Origin of the sequence: Tabrizicola soli, from assembly GCF_015999335.1 — a bacterium.
Classification (GTDB): Bacteria; Pseudomonadota; Alphaproteobacteria; order Rhodobacterales; family Rhodobacteraceae; genus Tabrizicola; species Tabrizicola soli.
Genome location: NZ_JAEACP010000015.1, coordinates 15,676 through 40,187 on the forward strand (window position 1 = coordinate 15,676; position 24,512 = coordinate 40,187).

General features: G+C 69.7%; 17 protein-coding genes. 14 read left to right on the forward strand and 3 right to left on the reverse strand.

Annotated elements, in window-relative coordinates:
* Positions 1-61 precede the first annotated feature (61 nt).
* The 14 genes from I7S92_RS14620 to tagF all read left to right on the forward strand — a co-directional run bounded on the left by I7S92_RS14620 (position 62) and on the right by tagF (position 18,445).
* Complete coding sequence (locus I7S92_RS14620) at positions 62-2,194, forward strand: serine/threonine-protein kinase (RefSeq protein WP_242070220.1); 2,133 nt, start codon at positions 62-64, stop codon at positions 2,192-2,194.
* A 71-nt stretch (positions 2,195-2,265) separates the two neighbouring features.
* On the forward strand, positions 2,266-3,399 hold the full coding sequence (locus I7S92_RS14625) for a type VI secretion system protein TssA (RefSeq protein ID WP_197645616.1): 1,134 nt from the start codon (positions 2,266-2,268) through the stop codon (positions 3,397-3,399).
* A gap of 30 nt (positions 3,400-3,429) precedes the next feature.
* Entirely contained in the window at positions 3,430-3,951 is a 522-nt protein-coding gene (tssB, locus tag I7S92_RS14630; protein WP_197645622.1) for a type VI secretion system contractile sheath small subunit, read from the forward strand.
* Positions 3,952-3,954: 3 nt separating this feature from the next.
* Complete coding sequence (tssC, locus tag I7S92_RS14635; RefSeq protein ID WP_197645631.1) at positions 3,955-5,463, forward strand: type VI secretion system contractile sheath large subunit; 1,509 nt, start codon at positions 3,955-3,957, stop codon at positions 5,461-5,463.
* 45 nt (positions 5,464-5,508) lie between these two features.
* Positions 5,509-5,991, forward strand: coding sequence for an Hcp family type VI secretion system effector (locus I7S92_RS14640; RefSeq protein ID WP_197645633.1), 483 nt, complete (start codon positions 5,509-5,511; stop codon positions 5,989-5,991).
* Between the two features lie 35 nt (positions 5,992-6,026).
* Positions 6,027-6,737, forward strand: a complete 711-nt coding sequence (gene tssE / locus I7S92_RS14645) for a type VI secretion system baseplate subunit TssE (protein WP_197645635.1) — start codon at positions 6,027-6,029, stop codon at positions 6,735-6,737.
* A complete protein-coding gene (gene tssF, locus I7S92_RS14650) occupies positions 6,734-8,602 on the forward strand; it encodes a type VI secretion system baseplate subunit TssF (RefSeq protein ID WP_242070221.1) in 1,869 nt (622 codons plus the stop codon). The genes tssE and tssF overlap by 4 nt, the downstream gene beginning before the upstream one ends.
* Positions 8,566-9,594, forward strand: coding sequence for a type VI secretion system baseplate subunit TssG (gene tssG / locus I7S92_RS14655; RefSeq protein ID WP_287865071.1), 1,029 nt, complete (start codon positions 8,566-8,568; stop codon positions 9,592-9,594). Before tssF ends, tssG begins: the two co-directional genes overlap by 37 nt.
* Positions 9,591-11,126: a type VI secretion system-associated FHA domain protein TagH gene (gene tagH / locus I7S92_RS14660; RefSeq protein WP_197645637.1), complete on the forward strand. Its 1,536-nt coding sequence runs from the start codon at positions 9,591-9,593 to the stop codon at positions 11,124-11,126. Before tssG ends, tagH begins: the two co-directional genes overlap by 4 nt.
* A complete protein-coding gene (gene tssJ, locus I7S92_RS14665) occupies positions 11,116-11,574 on the forward strand; it encodes a type VI secretion system lipoprotein TssJ (protein WP_197645639.1) in 459 nt (152 codons plus the stop codon). The genes tagH and tssJ overlap by 11 nt, the downstream gene beginning before the upstream one ends.
* A 33-nt stretch (positions 11,575-11,607) precedes the next feature.
* On the forward strand, positions 11,608-12,939 hold the full coding sequence (gene tssK, locus I7S92_RS14670) for a type VI secretion system baseplate subunit TssK (RefSeq protein WP_197645648.1): 1,332 nt from the start codon (positions 11,608-11,610) through the stop codon (positions 12,937-12,939).
* Positions 12,936-14,405: a type IVB secretion system protein IcmH/DotU gene (gene icmH / locus I7S92_RS14675; RefSeq protein ID WP_197645650.1), complete on the forward strand. Its 1,470-nt coding sequence runs from the start codon at positions 12,936-12,938 to the stop codon at positions 14,403-14,405. The genes tssK and icmH overlap by 4 nt, the downstream gene beginning before the upstream one ends.
* The gene (gene tssM, locus I7S92_RS14680) at positions 14,406-17,939 is read left to right on the forward strand and encodes a type VI secretion system membrane subunit TssM (RefSeq protein WP_197645659.1); all 3,534 of its coding nucleotides are present in this window, start codon (positions 14,406-14,408) and stop codon (positions 17,937-17,939) included.
* Positions 17,921-18,445, forward strand: coding sequence for a type VI secretion system-associated protein TagF (gene tagF / locus I7S92_RS14685; protein WP_197645661.1), 525 nt, complete (start codon positions 17,921-17,923; stop codon positions 18,443-18,445). Before tssM ends, tagF begins: the two co-directional genes overlap by 19 nt.
* A 313-nt stretch (positions 18,446-18,758) precedes the next feature.
* Here the strand turns inward: tagF and I7S92_RS14690 are convergent, their stop codons facing one another.
* The 3 genes from I7S92_RS14690 to I7S92_RS14700 form a co-directional block, all read right to left on the reverse strand.
* The gene (locus tag I7S92_RS14690; RefSeq protein WP_197645663.1) at positions 18,759-21,062 is read right to left on the reverse strand and encodes a type VI secretion system Vgr family protein; all 2,304 of its coding nucleotides are present in this window, start codon (positions 21,060-21,062) and stop codon (positions 18,759-18,761) included.
* A gap of 93 nt (positions 21,063-21,155) precedes the next feature.
* Positions 21,156-23,630 carry an ImcF-related family protein gene (locus tag I7S92_RS14695; RefSeq protein ID WP_197645665.1) on the reverse strand — a complete coding sequence of 825 codons (2,475 nt, stop codon included), beginning with the start codon at positions 23,628-23,630 and terminating at the stop codon, positions 21,156-21,158.
* Complete coding sequence (locus I7S92_RS14700) at positions 23,627-24,511, reverse strand: M15 family metallopeptidase (protein ID WP_197645667.1); 885 nt, start codon at positions 24,509-24,511, stop codon at positions 23,627-23,629. The genes I7S92_RS14695 and I7S92_RS14700 overlap by 4 nt, the downstream gene beginning before the upstream one ends.
* Between the last annotated feature and the right edge of the window lies 1 nt (position 24,512).

Consider the following 24,512-nt stretch of genomic DNA (forward strand, 5'->3'; position numbering starts at 1 on the left):
GGTCAATCTAATCCGGAAACCTTCGCATGGCGAATGTTTTGGTGGCCGCCGCCGGTGGTGAATGCCCGACCCCGGTCCGCTGCGGGGGCCGGGGATGATCGGCCCCCTGCCAGGAGACATCTTCCGCCAGGGCCAGGTCCTGAACCACACCTACGAGATCGAGGGCGTGCTCGGCCGTGGCGGCACGGGCGAGGTCTACCGCGCGAAGAACCAGATCTCGGGCCGGATCGTCGCGATCAAGGCGCTGAACGCGCGGTTCTCGGGCAATGACGACTACATCCAGCTGATGCGCCGCGAAGAGCAGATGCGCGACGTGCTGAACGACGCCGTCGTGCGCTACACCGAATGTTCGCGCACCGATCAGGGCCATGTCTTCCTGGTGATGGATTTCATCGACGGCCCCTCGATGAACGACGTGATGGCCCGCCGCCGGATGGATGCGCGCGAGCTGATGATCATCGCGCACCGGGTGGCCGAGGGGCTGGTCGCCGCCCATGCGCGCGGGATCGTGCACCGCGACCTCTCGCCCGACAACGTCGTCCTGCGCGACGGCGAGGCCGGGCGGGCCACGATCATCGACTTCGGCATCGCCAAGGACACCTCGACCGGGGCGAAGACCATCGTCGGCAACGAATTCGCCGGGAAATACGAATATGCCGCGCCCGAGCAGCTTGAGGGCCGCGCCGAAAAGCGGTCGGACCTCTATGCCCTGGGCGCGACGCTTCTGGCGGCCTTTCGCGGCCAGGTGCCCTTCGCTGGCTCGACGCCGGGAGAGATCGTGCGTCGCAAGCAGTCGCGGCTGGATACCGAAGGCGTTCCCGAGCCCTTGAAGGGCCTGATCGACTGGCTCACCGCCCCGGCGCTGGCCGACCGCGCCCCCAGCGCCGAGGCCGTGGTCGCCCGCCTGAACGAGGTGCTGCGGCCGAATGCCCGGCGCGCGGGCCGGCAGGCGCCGCATGGCGGCGAGTCGCGGAAGCGTGGAAACTGGGCGCTGCTTCTGGTGCTGCTCCTGGGGCTGGCCGGAGGCGGGGCCTGGTATGCCGGGCTTTTCGAGGGCTGGAACCAGCCGGTCCTTCCCGTCGCCGCCCCCTATCTCCTGACCGCAAGCGCCGGACCCCAGGGTGCGGCGCTCTCCGGCAACGCGCCGGACGCCGGCTCGGCCCAGCGCCTGCGCCAGGCCTTTGCCGGGGCCACCGGGACCACCCCGCCCGAGACCGCGCTGACCCTTGCCACGGGGGTGCCGGACGACCGCTGGGTCGAAAACGTCGCCGCCGGGCTTGGCCAGATGCAGGGCCTGGCCGAATGGGCGCTGTCCGTGACCGACAACACCCTCGCCGTGACGGGCCTTGCCGACAGCCGCGACCTTGCCGCCGACAGGACGACGGCGATCTCCGACTGGGCCGGACAGGCCGGGATGACCGCCCGCATCGACATCGCCATCGGCCCGCGCCTTCTGCCGGTGCAGGCGGTGCGGGACGTCGTGCAGCCCTTCGCGCTCTGCGGCCCCCTCGGCCCCGACGCGCCGCCCGAGGCGGGCTATGCCCTGGGCGACACCATCGTCATCACCGGCGCGATCGAGACCGAGGCGGCGCGCGGCAAGCTCCAGCAGGCGCTGGAAGATGCCATCGGCGACCGGCAGCTCCGCATCGACGCCACGATCCTGAACGCCGACCTCTGCGCCGTCCGCCGCGTCCTGCCGCAGCTTGAGTCGGACCGGCTGTCGATCTGGCTCGGCGACGGCGCGACGGGCCAGGTCAACCTCTCCGGCATCTACCACGCCGGCGAGAATCCCGTCGTCGAGGTCCTGGCCCCGGCCGATCTGACCGGCCTGTCGCTCTGGGTCGTGGTCGTCGACAACACCGGGGCCGTCTACAACCTCCTGCCCAACCTCAAGCAGGAGGCGCATGACCTCGCCGATGTCGGCGCGGTGGAGAACGGCCAGCGCCGGATCCGGGTCCTGCATTCGCTGGAGGATGTGAAGAACGGCATCGGCACCTTCGCCACCACCGTGGACGAGGACAGCTTCGGCAAGTCCGAGATCATCGCCTTCCTGTCGAAGACCTCGCTCTTCGGCATCCGGCGGCCCAAGGACGAATCCATCGCCTCCTTCGCCGAGGCGCTGGCCCAGATCCTCCGGGACGAGCCGGGGAACATCGTGTCAATCGCCTCGCGGGTCATTGATGCAAGACCTTGACTTTAGGTCAAGTGGTGCAAGACTTGCAGCCATAGTCACCAGTTTGCACGTTTTGAAGAAGGCCTTGGAAGATGGACCTAGAACCATTTCTGGTTCCGGTGGGCCAAGACGATGCCTCCGGCCTGGAACTCAGAAACGACCCGCGCTTTCACGGCATCGAGCGGTTGCTGGACCCGGCCGCACGCAGCTTCCGGCTGGAGAATGTCCGCAACGGCGGCACCGGCAGCGTCGAGGTCGACTGGACCGGCGTGCTTGACCAGGCCGCCGAACTGGCCCGCTCGGGCCGCGACCTCCGGCTTCTGGTCATCGTCACCCGGTCCCTGGCCAATGCCGAGGGTTTTGCCGGTCTGCGCGACGGTCTCGATCTTCTGACCGCCACGGTCGACCGCTTCTGGGACAGCGCCCATCCGGCCCTGCGCGAAAGCCCCTCCCCGCGCGAGGCGGCGACGCGGCGGATCAATTCGCTGTTCCAGCTCGAGAACGCGGACAACGGCCTCCTGTGCGATCTGGAATTCACCGTGATCCTCGCCCCGCGCGGCATCGGCCCGATCACCGGCGGCGACCTCTGCGCCGGCGGGCTGAGCCGCAACCAGGCCCAGGCCGAGATGCCCTCGGGCCTGGGCGACAAGGAGATGGCCGAGCTGCTGTCGCGCCATGACGCGCGGGTGAACCGCGTCACCGCCGCCTGCCGCGCCCAGGCCATCGAGCGGCCCGAGGAGACGGCCGCCCTGGTCCAGTCGATCGAGGCCGCCCGCGCCGCCCTGGCCCGGCTCGAAGCCGCGCTGAACGGGCGCGTGATGGAAAACGGCGTCGGCGTCCGCTTCAAGGAACTGGACAAGGTGCTGGCCCGCGCCCTCGCGCCCCTGGCCGCCGCCCAGGCCCAGGGCGCCGCCGCTCCCCCGGCACCCGAGGCCCCCGCCATGGCAGATCCCGTCCCCGCCCTGAACGGCGTCCATGCAACCCCGGCGCCAGCCGGCATCCCCGCCGCCGTCACCTCGCGCCGGGACGTGGAACGCTGCCTCGACATGATCATCGACTTCTACGAACGCACCGAGCCGTCCAGCCCGATCCCGCATCTGGCGCGGCGGATGCGGAAGATGGTCCCGATGAACTTCCTGCAGCTCATGGAAGAGATCGCGCCCAGCGGAATGAAGGAATTCAAGAACGTAGCCGGAGTGGACGACAAGAAATCCGCCGCCCAGTAGGGCGGCACCACATAGGGAAGGGCCCGACAGATGAGTGAGAGCAAGGCGAAGGTGATCGAACGCAACCGCGCTCCACGGGTGCAGATCGCCTATGATGTCGAACATTACGGCAGCCCGACGACCATCGAACTTCCCTTCGTCATGGGCGTGATGGCCGATCTCGCCGGCAAGTCCGAGACGAGGGAAGCGACGAAGCCGGTCAACGACCGCACCTTCGTCGACGTCGACGCCGGACGCTTCGGCAAGTTCATGGAGGCGCTGGCCCCCCGGGTGAAGGCCCGGGTGCCGAACCGCCTGCCCGGCAAGGACGGCGCGGCGGACGAGGAGATGTTCGTCGACCTGACCTTCAAGCACATGTCGGACTTCACCCCCGACAAGGTGGCCGAGCAGGTTCCGGCGCTGGCCGAACTCCTGAAGATGCGCCGCCAGCTCGAGGAGTTGCTTGGCTACATGGACGGCAAGGTGAACGCCGAAAAGCGCATCGCCCAGCTTCTGCAGAACGAGCCCCTGCTGCAGCAGGTCGCCGAAGAAGCCGTGAAGAAGGAGGGCTGAGCCATGGCCGAACAGGAAAAGCAGGCCACCGCCGCCCCCGAGGCCCAGGCCGTCGATCTCGGCGAATTCAGCGACCTTCTGGAAAAGGACTTCCGCGTCAAGGACGACGAAGGCCAGAAGCTGCACAAGCTGGTGCAGAACCTGGCGCTGGCGGCGACCGAACGGTCGGGCACCGCGACCATCTCGGGCAATGCGGTCAAGTCGATCAAGAACCTGATCGCCGGCATCGACAGCCTTCTGACCACCCAGATGAACGAGATCATGCACGCCCCCGAGGTCCGCGAGATCGAGGGCACCTGGCGCGGGCTGCACTACCTCGTGAACAACACCGAAACCGACCAGAAGCTGAAGATCCGGGTGATGAACATCACCAAGGACCAGCTGGCCGATACGCTGGAGGATTTCGAGGGCCAGATGTGGGACCAGTCCCCCATCTTCAAGCGGCTTTACACCGACGAATATTCCATGTTCGGCGGCGAGCCCTTCGGCGCGATCCTCGGGGCCTATGAGTTCAGCCACCATCCGCGCGACGTGGGCCTTCTGCGCAACATGTCGGGCGTCTGCGCCTCGGCGCATGCCCCCTTCATCGCCGCCGCCGCGCCGCAGCTCTTCCGCATGCAAAGCTGGCAGGAACTGCCGAACCCGCAGGACCTGCAGCAGATCGTCTCCTCGCCCGACTATGCCAGCTGGCAGTCGCTGCGCGAGTCGGAGGATGCGCGCTACATCGGCCTGACCATGCCGCGCGTGCTGGCCCGCCTGCCCTATGGCGCGGCGACGATCCCTGTGAAGGGCTTCGCCTTCGAGGAGGAGATCGACGGCAAGCACGACCACTACGTCTGGATGAACGCGGCCTTCGCCATGGGCGTGAACATCAACCGCAGCCACAAGCTCTACGGCTGGGGCACCCAGATCCGCGGCGTGGAATCCGGCGGCTCGGTCATCAACCTGCCGGTCCACAGCTTCCCGACCGACGACGGCTCGATCGCGATGAAATGCCCGACCGAGATCGCCATCGACGACCGGCGCGAGGCGGAACTGGCCAAACTCGGCTTCATGCCGATCCTGCACCGCAAGAACACCGACATCGCCGCCTTCATCGGCGCGCACAGCCTGCAGGACGACGAGGCCCGCGCCGGCCGCCTGGTCGATCCCGACGCCCAGGCCAACGAACGCCTCTCGGCCAACCTGCCCTATCTCTTCCCGGTCAGCCGCTTCGCGCATTACCTCAAGGCGATGGCGCGCGACAAGGTGGGCACCTTCAAGGAACGCGCCGACATGCAGGTCTGGCTGTCGGAATGGATCAACCGCTATGTGCTGTCGAACACGGCCATGGCGGATGACAAGGCCAAGGCGAAACGGCCCCTGGCCAAGGCCGAAGTACAGGTCGACTCGGTCGAGGGGCGCCCCGGCTATTACAACGCGCGCTTCTACCTGCGGCCGCATTACCAGCTCGAGGGCATCAACGCGAGCCTGCGGCTCGTCTCCGAACTGCCCTCGGTGAAAGCCAAGTGAATATAAATGGAGTATCCCCAATTTAACGGATGAAAGGGTAAGGAAATGGCTGTTTCCGGTTACATGAAGATCGAGGAAATCCCTGGCGAAAGCGGCCGCAAGGACCACGAGGGCGAGATCACCATCGCCTCGCTGTCCTGGGGGGCCACGCGTCCCGCGATCAACACCCCCGGCGTGGGCCGCAGCACCGGCATGGCGAACGTGACCTCGCTGACGGTCTCCAAGTTCTACGACAAGTCCTCGCCCTACCTGGCGCAGGCCGTGCTTCTGGCGACCGCATTCCCCGAGATCGTGGTCACCCTGCGCAAGGACTCGGGCGAGACTCATCTCGACTATCTGACCATCACGCTCTCGGACTGCATGGTCGAAGGCTACAACTTCGCCGGGGCGAGCGATGTCGAGACGCCGCCGATGGAAACCATCTCCATCGTCTTCAACAAGATGAAGGTCCTCTACATCGAGCAGGCCAGCGACCATTCGGCCGGCGGCGAGCACGAATTCGAATATGATCTGGTTGCGGGGGCCTGAGCGCGGGCCTCTCCGGCAGGGAAAGGACACCTTCGGTGGCTGATCCGATCCTTCAATCCCGGACCGAAGCGGTCCAGCCCAGCCTGTGGGACCGCCTCGTCGATGACTTGCCCGGCATCGTCTCGGAAACCGACCGGCAGCGCGCCGATCTGGCGGCGCGGATCGGCGCCGCCAGGGTCGAGGCGGTGCTGGCCGGCGGGGCGCGCGTCATCGAGGCCGATCCCGGCCTCGATGACGACACCCGCCGCGACCTGCACCTGTTCCTGACCCGGACCGCCCGCCGCGCCTTTCTGGAAGAGCGCGGCATCGTCGTGAACGCCGCCGTCCTGCGCGAGGCGGTCCGGCGCGACATCGAGGCATTGTTCAACGTCGAACGCTTCGAATCCGGGCTGCAACTGACCGACCGCGAGGGCAAGGGCTACGAGACGCCCCAGGACCTGATCGCCGATTTCCCCCATGTCCGCCGTTCGGTCCTGAACTACGGCGTCCCCTCCTTTTCCGGCCGCTCCATCTCCGACTTCGACCTTGCCGCCCTGGCCCGCGAACTGCGCGAGGTGATCGCCGTCTTCGAACCCCGCCTCAAGCGCGACTCGATCCGGGTCAAGGTGGCCCAGGGCGACCGCACCGGCATGCGGATCGAGGTCGACGCGATGCTCATGCTCTCGCCCGTGCCCGAACGCCTGCGGCTCTCCACCATGATCGACCTGGACAACGGACGCGCCACCACGGCGGTCGAGGACGCATGATGGACCGCAATTTCCTCAGCTATTACGAGGACGAGCTCGCCCATATCCGCGAGCTTGCGACCGAATTCGCGGCACTCCACCCGACGGTCGCCCGCAACCTCTCGCTCGACGCGGTGCCCTGCCCCGACCCCTATGTCGAACGCCTGCTGGAAGGCGTGGCCTACCTCGCCGCCCGCACCCGGCTCAAGGTCGATGCCGAAAGCAGCCGCTACGTCCGCAACCTGCTGGACGAGCTTTACCCCGACCTCGTCTGCCCCGCCCCGGCGATGACCATGGCGGTCCTGCATCCCGGCCCGCAGGTCCAGACCATGCTCGACGGGCACCGCGTCCCGCGCGGCACCCGCTCGGTCGCCGCCTACCGCGAGGGGATCTCCACCCGCGCCACCTATACCACCGCGCAGGACGTGACGCTCTGGCCCATCGCGCTGGAAGCGGCCGACTACCTGCAGGACAAGGGCGCCCTGAACGCCGCCGGGCTGGATCGTCCCGATGCGGAAGCCGCGATCCGCCTGACGCTCGCCCGCGTCGGCCCCGGCTCGCTGGCCGAGCTGTCGCTCGACCGGCTGGACCTCTGGTTCACCGGCGGCCCGCGCGGCGGCGCGATCTTCGACGCGATCTTCGGCCATGGCCATGCCGCCGTCGCCCGGCCCGCCAAAGGACCGGCCTACCCCCTCGCCGGTCCCGCCCTCGCCGGCATCCCCGACCGCGAGGGCCTTCTGCCCCGTGTCCGCCCCGCGTTCGAGGGCTATCGCCTGATGCGGGAATATTTCCTGATGCCCGACCGATTCCACTACCTGCGGCTCGACGCCCTCAACCCCGCGCTGCGCAGCTGCGCCACCGGCCCCTGCGAGGTCGTCGTCTACCTCGACGCCCCTCGCCCGGAACTCTCAGACCTCGCCGCCAGGGACTTCCGCCTCTTCGTCGCGCCGCTGGTCAACCTCTTCGAGAAAGAGTGCAACGTGATCGAGATCGACGGCCGCTCCGCCGCCCATGTCGTCCACGCCGACCGCACCCGCCCGCGCGACTTCGAGATCTACCGCCTGACCCGGGTCGAGGACGCCGACAGCGACGGCCCCGACGCGGCCGTCGAACCGCTCTACTCCGTCGGCCGGCACCGCGGCTCGGGCCTGGTCTACACCACCGAACGCCGCCCCCGCCGCCCCGGCGAGGACGAGATCCGCCGCGGCCAGACCCGCACCAGCTATGCCGGCGACGACCTCTTCCTCTCCATTGCGCGCCCCGCCGACGTGACCGTGACCAAGGCGATCCGGCGGCTGGACATCCGCGCGCTCTGCACCAACCGCGACCTGCCGATCCTGGACGACAGCCCGAAGCTTTCGCTCGAAACCGGCGATCCCGTCGGCCGGATCGAACTCCTCTCCCCCTTCCGCCGCCCGCGCGCCTCGGTCGCCTCGGCGCTGCCGAACGTGGTCTCGGGCGGGGAAAGCCAGCTCGACGACCTCGCCTGGCGGCTGGTGGCGCAGCTGGCGCTCAACCACCTGTCGCTGGCCGAACCGGGCCAGGAGGCGGAACCCCTGCGCGCCATGCTCGACCTCTACGCCGGTCGCGGCGATCCCGCGCTCGCCCGCCACGCCCGTTCCATCACCCGCGTCCGCTCGCGCCAGGTGGTCGAACGCCTCGGCATCCCCGGCCCGATCTGCTTCGGCCACGGCGTCGAGATCACGCTGGACCTGGACGAGACCACGATGGCGGGCGGCTCCACCCTCCTGCTCTCCGCCCTCCTCAACCAGCTTTTCGCCCGCCACGCCGCGATCAACTCCTTCGTGCGCACGAAAACCCATCTCATGCAAAGACAGGAGGACGTGTCGTGGCCGATGACGCCGGGCAACCGCGCCCTGATCTGACCGGGGATGTGCCCACGCCCGAAACCATGGGCTTCTTCGAGCTTCTGCGCCGTCTCGAACGCGACCAGCTGCGCTTCGGCCGCTCCGGCGGGCCGGCGCGCGAACCCGCCCGCCTCGGCCAGCGCGCAAGGCTGACCTTCGGCACCCGCGACGTGGCGGGCTTCCACCCCGGCAGCCCGCCAAAGGTGGATGTCGAGGTCCTGGGCCTCCTCGGCCCCGAGGGCGCGCTGCCTTTGCACCTCACCCGCTGGGTCATGGGCCGGATGTCCGACCGCTGGTTCACCGAAGGCAGCGATGCCGCCTCGGACACCACCTTCCTCGACTTCTGCAACCTCCTCCAGCACCGGATGATGGCGCTCTACTGGCGCGCCTGGGGGGATGCCCGCCCCGAGGTGCAGATCGAACACGAAGCCGCCGGCCGGGTCCGGGCACTGGTCGAGGCGCTGGCGGGCGTCGCGCTGCCGGGAACGAAGCCGAAGGGGCCGGATACCCAGACCCGGCTGAAGCTGCGCCATGCCACCTCGCTCGGCCGGCAGGTCTACGGCCCCGAACGGCTGACCGCCTATCTCTCCGACGTGGTCGAGGCCCCGGTCTCGCTGGTCGAATTCCTCGGCACCTGGACCGAGATCCCGCCGCATCTGCAATCCCGCCTCGGCCGGGCCCATGCCGGGCTGGGCCGTTCCGCCGTGGTCGGCGCCCGCAGCTTCCAGCGCCAGACCCTGGTCGAGCTTCGCATCGGCCCCCTGCCCCTTGCCCGCTTCACCCGGTTCCTCGCCGATCCGGACCTGACCGCCCGCCTGCGCCACGCGATCCGGCACGCGATGGGCCGCGAGATGGAATTCGACCTCCGCCTCGTCCTGGCGCGGCAGGAAATCCCCGACGCCCGCCTCGGCCAGTGCCGGCTTGGCCGCAGCACCTGGCTGTCCCCCCGCCGCGAAAAGGACGCCGACGACCTCCGCCTCACCCGCATCGCCCAGGTGGAGGCCGCATGACCCTCCGCCTGATCATCGAACACAGCCCCCATCCCCAGGACCGGCACGAGATGCGCCATCCCGGCGGCGAACTCTCCATCGGGCGCGGCGCCGATTGTTCCTGGCAGCTGAACGATCCCGACATGTATGTCTCGCGCAAGCATTGCGTGATCACCGGCGAGGCCGGCCAGTTCATCGTCACCGACGCCAGCCGGGGCGGGCTTTTCATCGACGGCCGCGACCAGCCGCTCGGGCCGGGCAATGCCGCCAGGCTGGAAACCGGGATGCGCCTGCGCCTCGGCGATACCGTGATCCGGGTCGAGATCGAGGCCCCTGCCCCCGTCGCCGCGCCCCGCACCCAGGCCCCCGCGCCGCGGCAGATGACGCATGACGACTTCTTCTCGCAGCCCGTTGCCCCGCCCCCGCCGGTCCAGCGCCCGCAGGGCCTGCCGCAGCCCTTCGACACCGGCCCGACCGAGGCGCGGCGCTATGACCCCACCCCCGACCGCGCCGCGCCGCCGCTCTTCGACGATCCCTTCACCCTCGACCGCTCGGTCCAGGCCCGCCCCACGGGCAGCGTGCCCGAGCCCATCGCCCCGCGCGGGGGCGACTTCGGCTTCGGGTCCTTCTTCGACGAGCCGGCCAGGGTTCGGCCCGCCGAGCCGCCAGCGCCCGCCGAGCCGCCAGCGCCCGCCGAGCCGGCCCCGGTCGCGCCGGCCGCCGCCCCCGCCTCCGACGACTGGTGGACCATGCCGCCCCCGGTGGCCGCCCCCGAACCACCGCCCCCCGAACCACAGCCCCCCGCCCCGGAGCCCCCGCCGCCCGAACCCCTGCGCCTGACCCCTGAAGCTCCCGCCACGCCTCCGGTTGTGGCCGAAGAGAACCGTTCCCGCCAGCGCGGCGAACCGGCCCCGCCGCCCGCAGCCGTACCTCCTGCCGCCGCCCCCGCCCAGCCGGACATTGCGGCAGATACCGGCCTGCGCGAGGCCTTCTTCCGCGGCCTCGGCCTCGATCCCTCGACGGCGCAGGACCCGGCCGCCGAGATGGAGGCGATGGGCCAGCGTTTCCGCCTGCTGGTGGAAGGGCTGATGCTGATGCTGCGCACCCGCGCCAGGGAAAAGCAGAACGCCCGCGTGGCGCAGACGGTGATCAGCAATACCGAGGTCAACCCGCTCAAGTTCCTCGCCTCCACCAACGAGGCCATCGCCGCCCTCGTCGCTGCGAAGGGCCCCGGCTACCTCGACCCGGAAACCGCGATCAACGGCGCCTTCCGCGACCTGGCCGACCACCAGGTCCGCTCCTGGGTCGCGATCCAGTCGGCGCTGCGCCGGATGATCGACCGCTTCGATCCTGCCGCCGTCGAGAAGGACCTCGAAGACCTCGGCATGCTGGAGAGCCTCCTCTCCGGCGGCCGCAACGCCAAGCTCTGGAAGGCCTATACCGACCGCTACAAGGACATCGCCCGCGCCGCCGAGGACCGTTTCCTTGGCGAAGTCGGCGCGGACTTCCGTGACGCATATGAAGGCAACAGGGAGAAGACCGATGACACATGAGTTTCCGCGCCGTGCCTTTCTGATCACCGGCACCGCCCTTCTGGCGACCGCCTGCGCCCCCGCCGGCCCCGGAGCGGTCACGCTGGTCGCCCAGGGCACCGCCGGCATGAACCCCGGCCCGGACGGCGCCGACCGGCCGCTGACGCTGCAGGTCCTGCAACTGCGCGGCGCGGGGGCCTTCGACGGGGCGGATTTCTTCGCCCTGCAAGCCCCCGCCACGGCGCTCGGCGGCGATCTGGTGAAGGCCGACACCCTCACCCTCGCGCCGGGGGCCAAGGCCACCAAGACCATCACGCTCGACCCCGCGACCGCGCTGATCGCCGTGGTCGCGGGCTACCGCGATCCGGCCGGCAAGCAGTTCCGGGCCAAGTCCTCGGTCTCGCCGACCGACTCGGTGACCTTCGCGCTTGACGTGACCGCCAGCGGGATCAAGCTGACCCCGATGTGACTTCCGCCGCGGGTGCAGGAACAGGACAGAAGCATGAGTGACAAGAACAAGGTCGTCTGGTCCGAGGGGCTGTTCCTGCGCACCCAGCACCTGCAGCAGCAGGACCGCTATACCGAGGGCCTGGTGCGCGGCGCGCTCCAGGCAGCCCCGATGCAGGCCTGGGGGTTCCGCACGCTCACCCTCGACAAGCCCGCGCTTGACGCCGGCCGCGTCGCCATCGCGCAGGCCTCCGGCATCTTCCCCGACGGCACCCCCTTCGCCATTCCCGACACCATGTCCGCCCCCGCGCCCGTGCCGATCAAGGCAGACATGTCCGGCCACGTCGCCCTCGCCATCCCGATCGAGCGCCCCGGCTCCGCCACCATCGACCCCGCCCATGCCGAGCCCGCCGGCTCGCGCTATCGCGGCACGATCCAGATCGTCCGCGACGCCATCCGTGGCGGGGCCGAGCCCGAGGAACTGGAGGTCGCCCGCCTTGCCGCCCGCCTGATCCTGCCGGGAGAGGATGCCGCCGGCTACGTCGCCCTGCCCGTCGCCCGCGTCGACGGGTTGCGGGCCGAAGGGTCCGTCGCCATCTCCGACGGCTATCTCGCCCCCGCGCTCTGCCTCTCCGCCGTGTCCTGGTATGCGGGGCTGGCGCAAGAGGTCGTCACCGGCCTCGACCGCATCGCCGAGGCGCATGGCAAGCTGGTCCTGGGCGGCGCGGGCCGGTCGATCGAGAACCTGCTGCTGCTGGAGCTTGCCAACACCGCCCGCCCCCGCGTCGCGCATATGCTGGCGCAGAACCTGCACCACCCGTCCGAGCTGTTCATGGAACTGGCCGGGCTGGCCGGGCGGATGGCGACCTATGGCTCCTCCTCGCGGCGGTTGTCGGACCTGCCTGCCTACGACCACCTCGATCCGCAACCCGCCTTCGCGGCGCTGGCCGACACGCTGCGCTCGCTGATGCTGTCGCTGCGGCATGTGGAGCCGAAGTCGCGCGCGCTTCAGGTCGCCCGCCACGCCCAGAACATCTGGAAGGTCCGCATCGACAACCCCGACCTCCTCAGGACCAGCCGCATCGTGCTGCGCGTGGGCTCGGACATGTCGGACGAATCCTTGCGCCGCATCTTCGTCTCCCAGGCCACGGTCGGCGCGGCGGATGCCTTTGAAAAACTGTGGAAATCCCGCCTCCCCGGCATCCCGCTGAAACCCCTCCACTCCCAGCCGCGCGAGATCCCCTATGACGGGGAACGCCTCTGCCTCGAACTCGACCAGAAGTCCGAGCATTTCGCCCAGCTGACCGACGCGCCCGGTTTCGTCATCGGCGTGTCCGGCGCGCTGGACCGCGAACCCGAAATCGACTGCTACGCCGTGAACCGATGAGCGACCAGGACGACCCCTTCGGCCTATCCAACGACGCCGGGCGCACCCGCATCCGGCCGGTGAAGTCGAACACGCCCTCTACCGCTCCGGTGCAGCCGACCTTCGGCGGCGGTCCCCCACCGACCCAGGGCCATGGCGGGCAAGGCTACGGGGGACAGGGCTACGGGGGCGGCGGACAGGGCGGCGGCTTCGGCGGCCCGCCGCAGGACTACGGCCAGGGAACGGCCCGCGGCCCCAGGCCCCGCCTCGCCCGCGCCCACCCGAACCCGCTGATCGTCGCCTTCGCCTCGCTTCTGGAACTCGCGCCCGAGCTGGAACGCGCGCTGCCCCCCGCCAATGCGGAAGGCCTGCGCCTGCGCCTGCAGGAGAACCTGATCGACGCCCGCGACTCGGCCGTCGGCATGGGCGTGCCGATGACCCGCGCCAACCAGGCCGCCTGGTTCGTCGCCGCGCTGATCGACGACATCGCGCTCAACACCCCTTGGGGCGGCCATTCCGGCTGGCCGCGTCAGCCGCTGGTCGTGGGCCTGACCGGCGAGGTCGACGCCGGCACCCGGTTCTTCGACCGTCTGGAAGAACTCCTCCGCTATCCCAACCGCGATCCCGAACTGCTGGAACTGGGCTTCCACTGCCTGAACCTCGGCTTTCGCGGCAAGTACCGGGTCGAGGGGCGCACCGGCGACGCGGCGCTCCTCGCGCTCCGCTCCGCCATCGCCCGCGCCCTCCGCAACCCCGAGGCCGAAGCCGCCGAGCTTTCGCCGCACTGGCAGGGCGTCCTCGCCCCCGACGAAAAACCCCGCTTTGCCGTGCCGCTCTGGACCATCGCGCTGGCTGCCGTCGCGGTGATCACCGCGCTTTACGTGGGCCTCGGCATCCAGCTCTCGAACAAGGCGACGCAGCTTTACGCCCTCGCCCGCCTGCTGCCGCCCCCCGAACGGGCCGAGATCTTCCGCCCCGTCCGCACCAACGCCGAACCCGCCGCACCCGAGATCAAGATCGAGCCCGTGGTGCTGGAACTGGTCCCCGCCTGCCTTGCCAAGGCCCCCGCCGACACCGCCGCCGCCCTGACCGGCAAGGACGACGTGAGCCTCGCCTTCCTGACCCTGCGCGGCTCCAACCCCGAGGTCTTCCGTTCCGCCAAGGCCGACATCAACGAGGTCTACGGCCCCCTCGTCACCGCGCTGGCCGACTGCATCAAGGAGAACATCGAGGTGATCGGCAAGGTCACGGTCATCGGCCATACCGACAGCGTGCCGGTGCAAGCCTCGAACCCCTTCGCTTCGAACCAGGGCCTGTCCGAGGCCCGCGCCAGGACCATCGCCGACCTCCTGACCGCCGCCGGGGTCCCGCCCGAACTGCTCGCCGCCGAAGGCCGGGCCGACAGCGAACCCGTCGGCGACAACGGCACGAAACAGGGCCGGGCCGAGAACCGCCGCATCGAGATCAAGATCGAGAAGAAGCTCTAGATGAAAGTCCTGAAAGCCATCTTCCGCTTCCTCTTCTCCCGCCGCCTGTGGACCTTCATCGGCATCCTCCTCCTCTGCGCGCTGATCTGGCTGTTCGGCCCGCTGGTCTCGGTCGGCGACATGGTGCCCCTGGCCGACGATCTGGTGCGGTTGATCGTCATCGCCGTCATCCTCGTCCTCTGGCTCTTCTCCCTCCTCCTCGCGCAACTCCGCGCCGCAAAGAAGAACCAGCTTTTCGTGACCGAGCTTGCGACGCCCGAGAAACCCAAGGCCGCGCTGCCCGGCGAGGCCAATGTCGCCGAGATCAACACCAAGTTCGCGCAGGTGCTGACCGAGATGAAACGGTCCAAGCTCGGCGGCAGGAAGTTCCTGCGCGACATGCCCTGGTATGTGATCATCGGCCCGCCCGGCTCCGGCAAGACCACCGCGCTGCGCCAGTCGGGCCTCCACTTCCCCATCGACCTGTCCGACGACCTGAAGGGTGTCGGCGGCACCCGCAACTGCGACTGGTTCTTCACCGAGGACGCCGTGCTGGTCGACACCGCCGGCCGCTACGTCCAGCAGCAGAGCGACCCCGAGATCGACTCGGCCGAATGGCTGGGCTTCCTCGACATGCTGAAGAAGCACCGCGGCAAGCGGGCGCTGAACGGGGTGATCCTGACCCTCTCGCTCAAGGAACTGCTGGCGGGCGAGGCCGCCGTCCGCGACCATGGCCGCGAGATCCGGAAGCGCCTGGCCGAGCTGCGCGAGCGGTTGCAGATCCAGCTGCCGGTCTACCTGATGCTGACCAAGGTCGACCTCGTCCCCGGCTTCGAATCCTTCTTCGGCACCCTGCCCACCAGGGACCGCGAGCAGGTCTGGGGCGCCACGCTGCCCACCGACGCCCGCATCGACCGCACCACCATCGAACGCGAGGTGAAGGCGCTTCTCGCCAACCTCGAAACCCGCCTCACCTCGCGCATGGCCGAGGACGTGCCCCTCGACCAGCGGGCCGAGGTCTTCCGTTTCCCCGCCCAGGTCGAACGGCTGGAAGCGCCCTTGAAGCTCCTCATCGACACCGTCTTCGGCGAAAGCCGCTATGAGGAAAGCCCCTGGCTGCGCGGCTTCTACCTGACCTCCGCCACCCAGGAAGGCTCGCCCATCGACCGGCTGGTCGGCGAACTCGCCGGCTCCTTCGGCCTGAGCGCCGACACCCCCGCCCGCCGCCCCTTCGGCGAGAAGCGGTCGTATTTCCTGCGCAACATGCTGACCGACCTGATCTTCCCCGAGGCGGGTCTCGGCACATTCGACGCCGCCGCCGAAGAGCGCCGGAAATGGCTCTGGCGCGGCTCGCTGGCCGGTGCCGCGCTTGTCACCCTCCTCGCCGGGCTTCTCTTCCTGTTCTCCTTCCTGCGCTATTCCGGCGGCATCGACGACCAGGAACGCCTCCTCGCCGACCTCTCCGGCCGCCTCGCCAATGTCGCGGCCCGCCAGGCCCCGACCGACCCCCTCGACCTCGACCTCGCGCTCGACGGCGTGACCGAGGTCAAGGCCGCCGCGACCGAAGTCCCCGCCTCGCCCCTCACCTGGATCGGCCCCACCGCGCGCTCCGAACTGGCCGAGGCGCAGCGCATCGCCTATGACCGCTCGCTCCGCAACATCCTGGAACCCCGCATGGTCGCCATGCTGGAGGCCACCATGTGGCGCCAGATCCGCGATCCGGAATACCTTCTCGGCGCGCTCAAGGTCTATTACATGATGACCGGCCTCGCCCCCTACGACCGCGGGTTCGCGGCACAATGGTGGCAGGACCAGCTGCCCCTCAACGCCCCCACCGACCCCTTCCCCACCGAAGCCGCGCTGGACCACCAGCTCGCCGCCATCGACCGCATGGGATCCGAGGAGCAGAAGATCGCCCCCGACCAGGCCCTCGTCCAGCAGGCGCTCCAGTCGATCTGCACCATCCCGCTGGCCGCCCGCGCCTATGCGGCCCTGATCTCCGACCCCACCGTCACCGCGCTCCCCGACTGGATCCCGGCCGAGAAGGCCGGCCCCAACGCCACCCGCGTCCTGACGCGGATCTCGGAAAAGACCCTCCGCGTCGGCCTGCCCGGCGCCTTCACCTACCAGGGCTTCCACACCACCGTCCTGCCCCTGATCCCCGAGGTCGCCGCCACCGCCGCGCTGGACCAGCAGGTCTTCGCCGGCGGTTGCGCCGAAAGCTCCGACGCCTCGGTCGCCACCCTGGAAGCCGACATCCTCAAGCTCTACCAGGACGATTTCATCGCCCAGTGGAACGGCTTCCTGCGCGACATCCGGCTGGCGCCGATCACCGACCTGCCCACCGCCACCGCGAACATGAAGGATCTCGCCAGCCCCGACTCGACCCTCCGCCGCCTCGTCCGCGCCGTGGTGGACGAGGTCGACCTGACCCGCATCATCCCCGAGGACGAAGCCGCCGTCCCGGAGGGCCTGGTCACCAAGGCCACCGCCAAGCTCGGCAAGGTCGGCAAGCTCCTCAAAGCCGGAAGCAAGCTTGCCACCTCCACCGGCGGGGTCGAGGACGGCCCGCCGCCCGGCAGCGACGTCGCCCTGCATTTCGCCCCCCTGAAAGCCGCGATCGAGGAGGTGGACGGCGTCCCGCCCCTCCTCGACGACGTCGGACTGCAACTCGACGGTCTCGCCAAGGAACTGGCCAGCGCGATGAACTCGCCCGACCCCGAGGCGACCCTCCTCGCCCGCGGAGGCCTTGGAGAACTGACCGGCGCCGTCGCCAATGCCGCCCGGTCCCTCCCCGACCCGCTGGACGACTGGGTCGCCGGCATCGCCGGCGACACCATCGCCGTGACCCGCGACGCGGTGATCAGCCAGCTGAACGACCGCTGGCGCGCCGATGTCTACGACTTCTGCGTCAAGGCGACCGAGGGCCGCTATCCCTTTGACGCCGCCTCCGCCATCGACGTCAACGTCGCCGATTTCCGCGAGCTCTTCGCCCCCGGCGCGCGGATCGACAAGTTCGTGACCGACAACCTCCTGCCCTACATCGACACCACCGTGAAACCCTGGGCCTGGCGCGCCGACTTCGGCCTCGACGGCGCGCTCCTCGCCCCCTTCGAGCGGGCACGTTCCATCCGCGACGGCCTCTTTCCCGGCGGCTCCGGCCCGGTCATGGCCTTCACGCTGGAGGCCAGGGACCTGACCCCCAATGCCGCCAGCGTCACCCTGAACGTCGACGGCCAGGTCCTGACTTATCTCAACGCCGCCACCCGGCCGATGCCGATGACCTGGCCCGGCCCCGACGGCACCAACCTGATCTCGCTGTCGTTCCAGCCCGCCGACGGCAGCGGAGAGCTCCTGACCTCAGAGACCGGCTCCTGGGCCTGGCTGCGCCTGATCCGCAAGGGCAGCCTCGCCCCCACCGACCTGCCCGAGGTCTTCCGGCTGAACCTCGGCCTCTCCGGCTTTTCCGCCGCCTTCGAGCTGCGCGCGGCCTCGGTCGACAATCCCTTCGACCTGAAGATGTTCGGCAACTTCAAATGCCCGACGAAGTTCTGACGCCGGAGGATGACCGCCCGGTCGCGGGTTTCTTCGGCAAGCTGCCCGCCACCGGCGATTTCGTCTGGCGCGGCTTGCCCGACGCCTTCCGCCCGAACTGGGACGCCTGGCTCACCCGCCACATCGCCCCCCTCCTGCGCGACGGCGCGACCTTCCCGCCCGGCGGCCTGCGCTTCCGACTGCCCTCCGGCGGCCGCCTTGCCGCCGGGGTGATCCTGCCCAGCCAGGACAGCGCCGGGCGGCGCTTCCCCCTCTCGCTCCTCCTCATCGCCGAGGGCGAGCTGACGGCGGATCAGATCGACCGCTGGTCCGACGCCGCGCTGGCCCTCTCCCCCGACAGCCTCGCCCCCGACGCCCTCTGGCTCGCCCTCGACACCCTGCCCGCCCCCGCTCCCGGCGCGCCGCCCGATGGCCCCCTGCTCCTCTGGACCCCCGGCCATCCGCCCCTCCCGGCCCAGGCGTCCGACCCGGCCCCGGCGCTTCGCTCTCTCCTTAGCCCCCGCTGACTCGCTCTTTTTCCAGATGCTCCCGCCGGAGACCGTCCGGGCCGCTTGCCGTCCTTCACGGGACGCCGCGAGACAGAAGGCACGCGCGGAACACGCCCGATCCGGCACCCGCCCGCACACCCCAGGCGATTCGCCGGTCATGGTGAACACCGCGACGCCCGCCCCCGCGTCGGGACGGATGCCAGACCGATGCCAGACGCATGCCAGACCGGACCGGCGGGGCGCCGGAGCCCGGTTAATCCAGCGCCCGCAAGGGCTTGCCGCATTTCCCGCCGCTCGGCCCGGAAAACCCGTTCACCTGTCCTCAACCATGTCAGTTCTGGTTGATCTTCGCGCCCTTGATCGTGACGTTCCCGTCCGCCTTGGCGTTGATCTTGCCCGAGGCCGTCAGGCTGATGTCCTTGCCCTTGATGGTGATGGTCCCGTCCTTCTTCATCGTCACCTGGGCATCGCCGCATTTCAGGGTGATCTCGTCGGTCACGTCCAGCACGAGCTTCTTGCCGACCTTGACCCCCATGTCCTTGCCGACATTGACCATTTCCGCATCGGCAATATCCGTCGCCCGCCCCTTCGCGACCTTCAGCGCCACGTCGCCCGTGACGGTCTCGGTCTGGTTGCCCCCCACCGACATCGACTCGTTGCCGCCCACCGAAACCGTCCGGTTGCCGCCGATGGTCCAGCTGTCGTCCGACCCGATGGAATGCGTCTCTGCCGCCCCCACCGTCACATCGCGCGAGGCGCCGATGGTATTGCTCTGCGCCGCCCCCACCACCCGCGTCTCCGCGGCACCGACCGTATCCACCCGCGCCGCGCCGACCGTGATCGCCTGCGCCGCCGCGACCGTCTGGGTATGGTTCAACCCTATGGTTTCGCTTGAATTTTTTCCCACGCTGATCGTCTCGTTCGACCCCACCGTCAGCGCCCGGTCGACCCCCACCGTCTCGGTGTCGTTGTTGCCGATGCTGGTGGACTGGTCGTGCCCCACCGTCACCGACTTGTCGTTGCCCACCGTCTCGGTCCGGTCATGGCCGATGTCCTGCTTGGCGTCATGGCCCACGTCCTCGGCGAAGTCGTTGCCGATGCTGCGGGATTCGTTGTTCTTTATCAGCTCGTTATGGTCCTTCTCGGCCTGGAAGTAGACCTCCTCCGCGCCCTTCTTGTCCTCGAACCGCATCTCGTTCCAGCCGCCCCCGCCGGGCGAGGAATTGGACTTCCACCCCGACTGCGTGGCGTTCGCCGGCAGGCCATAGGGCGGCATCTGCGCGGCGTTGTAGACCCGTCCGGTGATGATCGGCTGGTCGGGATCGCCTTCCAGGAAATCGACGATGACCTCCTGCCCGATCCGCGGAATCTGGATGAACCCCCACCCCGACCCGGCCCAGACCGAGCTGACCCGGACGAAGCAACTGGAGTTCTCGTCCTTGCCGCCCAGCCGGTCCCAGTGGAACTGTACCTTCACGCGGGAGTATTCGTCGGTGAAGATCTCCTCGCCCGAGGGCCCCACCACCACCGCCGTCTGCGGGCCCGACATCAGCGGCTTCGGCGTCCGCCGCTCGGGGCGGAACGTCAGCGCAAGGGGTTGAAGTTGCAGGCGAACCCCGAAGCCTTCGCCCTGCCGCTGCATCCCGGCGCGGTACTGGTCGTCCCACATCTCGTAATCCGACCGCAGCACCAGGTATTTCACGTTGTCGGCCTCGCGCTCGAACTCCTCCAGCTTGAAGCCGACCCCGGACCAGAGGCCCCGGACATTCCCCGCCGCCTCGACCCGGACATGCGGCGCCTGGGCTTCCTCCAGCCGGATCGCCGCCAGCGGCTCGCCCGCCCCGACCTCGAGGTAGGCGCCGGGATAGTGGTAAAGCTCGCCCTTCGCCGCCTCGTGCGGTTTCGGCGCGTCGGACTTGGTCATCAGGTCGGTCGCGGGCTTGGTGAAATCGTAATCGGTATGCACATAAGCCCCCGACCGGACCGAGGCACGGGGCAGCAGCGAGGTGATCACGTCGTCCTGGCCGATCACGTTCCCCGCCTCGTTGCGGAACTTGATCGTCTCGAACCCCTCGGCGTCCTTCACGCTGGCATTGGCGTCCGACAGGACCAGCCTGTGCCCGTCCTCGGCATGGTCGAAGTGATAGAAGATCCCCTCGTGCTCCATCAGCCGCTGCACGAAGTCGAGGTCGCTTTCGCGGTACTGCACGCAATATTCGCGCGGCGGATAGGACCGTTTCAGCCGCTTTTCCACCTTCACATGGGCATGGGGCTTGAAGACCTCCTCCACGATCTCGACCACGCTTTTCTGCTGGAAGATCCGGTTGTCGCTGCGGTGGCTCAGGAACCACAGCCAGGGCCGCAGCACGGCGCGGTAATGGGCATAGTCCTCGCGATAGTCGTGAAAGGCGAATTCGGCGACGATGCCGTGGAAATGCCGCTTGGCGCTGTCGGTGCGGAGGCTGATCGTGGCGGGCGTGCCAAGGATGTCCTCGGCCTTCAGGTTGATGTCCTTGCTCACCAGCCCGACCTCGTAGCGGAAGCACCGGCTGATCTCGTCGAAGCCCTCCATCTGCGCGAAAAGCAGACTGTCGCCCAGGGCCGTTCCGACCGTGATGTTGCGACCATCAGCCATGCTGATCTCTCCTGTCCGAATGCATCGTCAAACCGGGTCGGGGCAATGCGGACAGTCTAGCCGAAAATCGCGCCGCGCGGGGCCGAAAAGCGTTCAGAGGGCGGTGGGGCAGACCAGACCCTTCAGCAGCCGCCAGCGCGACAGGGGATTGGCCTCGGCCTGGAAGCCGACCTCCATGAAAAGCCGCGCCCCGCCCGAGCGCAGGTCGACCAGGAAACGCTTGCCGCCGTCGCGTTCGCGCAGGCGGATGCCGTCGAGAAGGCGGAACAGCCCCCATTCGCCCGGCTGGGCCAGGGTCGCGCCGCCCTCGGCGGTGGTGAAGCGCACTTCGGCCCCGGCCTGCGGATCGGCGCCGGGCCAGGCCAGGGTCAGGGGATCAAGCGCCGTCTCCACCGGCCCGCCCGCGCCGCCGATGGCGACGAAGGTCTTGCCGCGTTCCGCCAGGGCGGCCAGCGTCAGTTCGGCCCCCTGCGCGGTCAGGCCGGCTGCGATGGCCTGGGCGCGTTGCAGGAATTCGGCGCTTTTCGGGTCAAGCCCGGCGAAACGCGCGTCCGGTTTCCAGCGCCAGGGCGTGCCGGTGGTGTCGAGGAAAGGTTCGGCCCGGCTGCGGAAGAAGCGGTCGACCGCCCCGCCCGGGCCGAGAAGCGCGGCCACCTCGGCAAGGCTGGCGTCCGCGCCCTCGGCAAAGGGATAGCGGGCGGTCGTCACCTTGTTGCACAGGGGCAGGACCTCGGCCTGCCAGGCGCGCGTCAGGGGGTTCGAGAGCGGATCGGCCTGCGCGGCGCTGGTCTGGACCAGCACGTCCTCGACGATCTGGACCAGCATCGGCGGGGCGGTGCGCAAGGCGGCCAGCGTCGTCCCCCGCGCCTGCGCCGACATCAGCCGCTGGATGCCGCGCGGCTCGTCCCGGTCCAGCGCGCCAAGCGCCACGTTCAGCCCCGCGAACAGGCCCGCGATCTCGTCCATCCTTCCGTCCTCGGAATACTGGATCATCGCCGCGAACTCGGAGGCGATGCGCAGCTGCATGGCATGGGGGCGCGTGCGGTCGCGGCCGCCGACCTGCGTCCAGACCTCGGGGAACAGCGCGGCCAGCGGCGAATCGCGGGTGGCGAGGCGGCCGGAGACCAGGACAGCCTGGTCGGGATCGGCGAAGGGGCGGACCTGGAGGTCGGCGAGGAAGGCCTTCCAGCGGGCAAGCGTCTCGCGCTGGAGGAGGTCCAGCACCCGGTCCGGCGCGTCGTTGGTGGTGGCGGGAGCGGTGTCGAACAGCCGCGCGGCCTCGGCCCGGGCGGTCTGCACGGCCAGGCCCGCGCCGATGCGGCGGGCGTAGTCCCAGCCCCCTTGCGTGAAAAGGCCGGGAATCGGCCGGTCCATCGCCCCGCCCGAGCGCCGTTGCAGGACGATGGCGAGGCCCGGAACCGCCGCATCGGGCCGCCAGGGGGCCAGCCCGGCGGCACCTTGCGAGCGTTGCAGTTCCAGGAAGGCCCGCGCCGCTTCGGCGGCCTCGGCGGCGAAGCCGCGGGCCTGGACCAGAAGCTCGGCGTCGGGCTGCGGCAGCGGCCCGGCGGGCGGATCGAGGCGGGTGATGTGCGGGACCAGCGGTTGCAGGTCGGGCATCGCCCCGGCCCGGTCGGAAAGCCAGCCGGCCAGATAGGCGGGCGACCAGTCGGCCTGCCCCGAGAGCACCGCCCAGGCCCGGAGCGTATCGTAGAGCGGCAGGCTTTCCCCCTCGCCGGCCAGCGCGGCATCCATGGCGCGGGCCAGGGCGGCGGGCAGATGCCGTTGCACCGCCGCGTCATGGACCGCATCGGCATGGGCGGCGGCGTCAAAGCCCAGGGGACCCGCGAACAACCGGATCGGCGCCTTCGCGGCCGACCGCGCGACGCCCTCGGCAGCCGCGCCCAGCCGGGTCAGGCGTTGCGGCAGGTCGGGGATCACCCCTTCGCGATCCAGGCCGATCGCCAGGGCCTCGGCATCGAAAAGCCGCGTCAGGTCGCGATGGAAGCGCCATTCGACAAAGCCCGCCCAGCCCGCCACCAGAAGCGCGAAGGCCAGGATCAGGACCAGGGTGATCCCGGTCCAGCCCGCGCCCATGTCGCGCTTCAGGCGGGTGCGGCTGCCGTCCAGCGTGGCGAGGCGACGTTCCAGGAAGATGCGGACGCCGTCGAATTCGGGGCCGGCCTCGGCGGCCTTGCGGATGAAGTCGCGGAGCGAGGCCGCCGAAAGGTCGCGCCCGTCGAAGATCAGCCGGTGCGCCCCCGCGCCCCAGAGCGCCACGTCCACCGCGCGGTTCGCCCGCGCCGCCCGGTCAAGCACCAGGCCAAGCGCATAGCGGGCGGGCAGCACGGTCGAGGGCGGCACCCCGGCGCGCTGAAGCTCGGCGTCGAAACGGTCCAGCGCCTCGGCCGCGCGCTGGAGGAGGAGGGACGCGTCCTGGCCCCGGATCGTCGCCAGCTGCGCGGCCATGCGCAGGACCGGCCCTGCCGCATGTTCGTAAAGCTCCGGCTCCGGGATCGCCCTGCGCCCGGCCGGCGGGACCGTGCGCGGAGGGTCCGGCCGGTCGCTCATTGTGCCGGGATCAGCCCGTCCTCGACCCATTTGCGCAGCGTCTCTTCGCCCACCTCGAAATGCATCCCGTCCTCGCGGTTGTAGCCGCCGCCCCAATACCAGCCCTCTGCGTTGAAATGCTCGGCCAGGATGACCAGCCCGATCTGCATCGTCCCGTCGGCGAAGGGGTCGAGTTCGCCCTGGAGCGTGATGTCGATCGCGGTGCCGAAGGAATGGTTCGAGACCGCGCTGGTCGAGCCGCGGATCAGCCGGACGCAGAGCGATCCCGCCGTGCCGAGCTTGGCCGCGATGTCGGGCTCGTCCTCCTTCAGCCGGGCGAGGATCCGCTCCAGGCTGTCCAGCGCGGGCTTCAGCATGGTGGCCTTGACCGGGCCGATCTGCCGGGTCTCGACCAGGTCCTTCAGCCGGGGATTGGTGATCGTCCGGCAATCGGTGCCCAGATCCTCGCGCGGGCGGCCGAGAAGCGCCAGCATGGTCTTGTTGCGCGGCTGGGTGACGCCCGTGTTGAACCTCTCCCGCGCGGCGCGCATCTGTTCGGTCAGCGCCTCGGTCTCGGGCAGGTGCTGGCCGTCCTCGGGCAGGGAAAGCCCGCTGTCCACCGGCGCGGCCACTTCCGCCGCCGGGGCCGCCGGGGCGCGGTTGGCGATCAGGCTCATCTCGTCGCGCAGCCGGGCGAGATCGGCCTTGAGCGTGCCGATCTCGGCCTCCAGCCGGGCACGCTGCGCGGCTTCGGCGGCGAAGCTCTCCTCAAGCCGGGTCAGGCGCAGGTCGGCGCCGCTGTCGGCCGATTCCAGCAGCGTCGTGACCATGGCGAAGGCGACGGCCGCGATGATGACGCCGATGGCGACGATGATCGGGGCGACAAGGTTGCCGGGCTGCATG

Bases quoted from the DNA above. Each gene is read 5' to 3' on its own strand.
- tssC (WP_197645631.1), top strand. From the start codon at position 3,955: ATGGCCGAACAGGAAAAGCAGGCCACCGCCGCCCCCGAGGCCCAGGCC.
- I7S92_RS14695 (WP_197645665.1), bottom strand. From the start codon at position 23,630: ATGAGCGACCGGCCGGACCCTCCGCGCACGGTCCCGCCGGCCGGGCGC.
- tssF (WP_242070221.1), top strand. From the start codon at position 6,734: ATGATGGACCGCAATTTCCTCAGCTATTACGAGGACGAGCTCGCCCAT.
- tagH (WP_197645637.1), top strand. From the start codon at position 9,591: ATGACCCTCCGCCTGATCATCGAACACAGCCCCCATCCCCAGGACCGG.
- tagF (WP_197645661.1), top strand. From the start codon at position 17,921: ATGCCCGACGAAGTTCTGACGCCGGAGGATGACCGCCCGGTCGCGGGT.
- tssM (WP_197645659.1), top strand. From the start codon at position 14,406: ATGAAAGTCCTGAAAGCCATCTTCCGCTTCCTCTTCTCCCGCCGCCTG.
- tssJ (WP_197645639.1), top strand. From the start codon at position 11,116: ATGACACATGAGTTTCCGCGCCGTGCCTTTCTGATCACCGGCACCGCC.
- I7S92_RS14690 (WP_197645663.1), bottom strand. From the start codon at position 21,062: ATGGCTGATGGTCGCAACATCACGGTCGGAACGGCCCTGGGCGACAGT.
- I7S92_RS14625 (WP_197645616.1), top strand. From the start codon at position 2,266: ATGGACCTAGAACCATTTCTGGTTCCGGTGGGCCAAGACGATGCCTCC.
- I7S92_RS14640 (WP_197645633.1), top strand. From the start codon at position 5,509: ATGGCTGTTTCCGGTTACATGAAGATCGAGGAAATCCCTGGCGAAAGC.
- icmH (WP_197645650.1), top strand. From the start codon at position 12,936: ATGAGCGACCAGGACGACCCCTTCGGCCTATCCAACGACGCCGGGCGC.
- tssB (WP_197645622.1), top strand. From the start codon at position 3,430: ATGAGTGAGAGCAAGGCGAAGGTGATCGAACGCAACCGCGCTCCACGG.
- tssK (WP_197645648.1), top strand. From the start codon at position 11,608: ATGAGTGACAAGAACAAGGTCGTCTGGTCCGAGGGGCTGTTCCTGCGC.
- I7S92_RS14620 (WP_242070220.1), top strand. From the start codon at position 62: ATGCCCGACCCCGGTCCGCTGCGGGGGCCGGGGATGATCGGCCCCCTG.
- I7S92_RS14700 (WP_197645667.1), bottom strand. From the start codon at position 24,511: ATGCAGCCCGGCAACCTTGTCGCCCCGATCATCGTCGCCATCGGCGTC.